The 2400-nt window shown below is 56.8% G+C and carries 5 protein-coding genes; all 5 read right to left on the reverse strand.

Translation table 11 applies throughout. The features are described from left to right. Positions 1-366: phage minor tail U family protein (locus HEN21_RS22365; RefSeq protein WP_183082949.1), on the reverse strand; the 366-nt coding region annotated here is incomplete at its 3' end. Then, the gene (locus HEN21_RS22370; RefSeq protein WP_135385852.1) at positions 363-941 is read right to left on the reverse strand and encodes a phage tail protein; all 579 of its coding nucleotides are present in this window, start codon (positions 939-941) and stop codon (positions 363-365) included. The genes HEN21_RS22365 and HEN21_RS22370, both read right to left, overlap by 4 nt. 11 nt (positions 942-952) lie before the next feature. Further along, positions 953-1306 (reverse strand): head-tail joining protein, encoded by a 354-nt coding sequence (locus HEN21_RS22375; RefSeq protein WP_000753009.1) that lies wholly within the window; start codon positions 1304-1306, stop codon positions 953-955. Between the two features lie 11 nt (positions 1307-1317). Next, positions 1318-1713, reverse strand: coding sequence for a DNA-packaging protein FI (locus HEN21_RS22380; protein WP_000158883.1), 396 nt, complete (start codon positions 1711-1713; stop codon positions 1318-1320). A 41-nt stretch (positions 1714-1754) separates the two neighbouring features. Next, positions 1755-2400: major capsid protein (locus HEN21_RS22385; RefSeq protein ID WP_183082950.1), on the reverse strand; the 646-nt coding region annotated here is incomplete at its 5' end.

Genomic DNA, 2400 nt, shown 5'->3' on the forward strand with positions numbered 1-2400 from the left:
ATCGGCTGAACTCCACAGGCCCGCATCATCGTCGCGCCGGTAGTCATAGCCACTGGCCACCATACTGGTGATCAAATCTGACAGTGCCGGGATATCGCTCATCACCGGATAAATCCGGGACTCCATCCACGAATCCAGCTCTGAATCCGGCACCTGAGCAGGCAGGAAAACTTCGATATGCAGCTCCGCCTGCCAGGTATCGCTGTCCAGCTCTTCGCCCGTGTATTCAGCGCCGGTGAGATAAACGGCAACTGCCGGAAAATCCGCCTCATCAAAAACAGCGGGGCGACCATCAAAAAACGTCGCCCCGGTGTCATGCTTTTCCAGTGCATCCAGTACGGCTGCACGGAGTTCAGTATGTTTCATCGCTTTATTACCATCCTCAGTTGATGCTGCAGCGCATAGCCCAGCTCTTTCGGAAGACGCTCACGCCGTATCCGTTCAATATTCTGTTTAAACGCCGTGGTAAGCGGCACCGCCATCGGAATTTTCACCACATCAATGGGGTAACGGTTTTTCCCGGCCACACGCTGCATGACATGCCACCGGCCATTTTTCAGTTGCTGAATAAACGCGCCGGGAATACGACGGTTACCCACCACAAGCACGCTGCCGCCACCTTTCAGGGATGAATGCTGCCCCTTTTTACGACGCCTGCGGCGGGACAGGACAACCCGTGCGTTACCCAGCCTGATTACGGGCAAATCCCCCCGGTTAACTTTGATTCTGGCCTGCGGATTTTTGACCGTGGCCCTTTTCAGCCTGGCCCTTTCCTTTACCAGTTTCCGGCGTACCTTTGTCTCACGGGCAACCTGTGACGCCGACTGCGATATCGCGGATGAAGCAACGCGGTTAATGGCCATTGCGGCGGCACCAGGCACCGCCGTTTTGCTGATACGGCTGAGGTTTTCAACGGCCTGCTCAAGACCTTTTATGGCCATACATCCCCCTTTCAGCGGCGACGGTTAACGGCAGGCGGTACGCCCCGCCCAAGCCAGAGATGACAGCTTCCGCCATCATCCGGCGTAACCCGATCTACCCAGAAGTTTTCCTCACCGATGGTCAGCGTGTCTCCACGCCGCAGCTGCCGCACATCATCAGTCCGGACAAACAGGGACGGGCTGGAGCCTTCAACGCGCACGCCCTGTCCGGCATAGCTGATATTTTCAGGGTCATCAAAAACACCACGTATTACTACGCCGGATTGCTCACCGGATGTCATGGTGGCTGACGTTCCCATGTACCCGCGTATCGTTTCATCGGCGCGGGCAATGGCAGCATCGAACAGGTTATCGAAATCAGCCACAGCGCCTCCCGTTATTGCATTCTGGCCAGGCTACGTTCTGTCATTTCAGCTGCCACACCGGCAGAGACACGGAACGCCGTTCCCGGCAGCACAAATGCCACAGCCTCATCCCGCGTGGCGTGAAGTGCATCAGTATGCAGCGTCACCAGTGCCACAACCGTGACCAGATCAGCCGTATCAGTCACGGTATCCGGCTGCGCTGATACAACCTCATTTTCATGTCCGGTCAGCACATTTTCCGGGCTGAGAGGGGTATCCTGACCGGCAGTGTCGCCCGTGTCATCAAGCTCTTCTTCCAGCTCTGCCACACGGAGCGCCAGTTCTTCTTTCGTCCCCGTCAGGCTGATATCACGGTTCAGTTGTTCACCCAGCGAGCGGAGACGGGCAATCAGTTCATCTTTCGTCATGGACTCCTCCACAGAGAAACAATGGCCCCGAAGGGCCATGATTACGCCAGTTGTACAGACACGAACTCATCAGGGTCAGCCAGCAGCATCAGCGGTGCTGACTGAATCATGGTGAACTCACGCGCCGGGTCGCCGGTGGTCACCCAGTTTTTCGGGTAACGGGCAGAGGCGTTAATGCCTTCGCGCTGTGCGTCCGCATCCTGAATGCAACCATAGGTGCGCAGACCGCGTGCCTGAGTGTTCCCCAGCACCATCGTGTTGTCCGGCAGGAAGTTCTTTTTGACGCCGTTTTCCACGTACTGTCCGGAATACACGACGATGGCCACATCGCCATACATTCCCTTATAAGACACCGCTTTGCCCAGGTCTTTTACCGCTGTCTCCAGCTCGGAATGAGAGCCGCGACGGGTATCCAGCTTCTCCCTGACGGCCTTGAAGGAACGGAACAGCGCCCAGCCTTTCGGATCAAACACGATGATATTCACCACACCGCTGGCGTTCAGCGCGTAGGCTTCGATATCGTCGGTCGGGTCATACGTGGACTTGTCGCGCTTGCTCCACTCCGTGCCGCCGGACTGCGTGATGTTATTCGCCTCACTGCGGCCCATATCCACCTCAACCGGATCGAAGGCTTCACCGGTCATGGTGTATTTGCCCTTAAGCACGGCAGAAACTGCCTGCATCTCT

The sequence above is a fragment of the Escherichia sp. 93.1518 genome (genome assembly GCF_013368915.2).
In the GTDB taxonomy this organism is placed as follows: domain Bacteria; phylum Pseudomonadota; class Gammaproteobacteria; order Enterobacterales; family Enterobacteriaceae; genus Escherichia; species Escherichia ruysiae.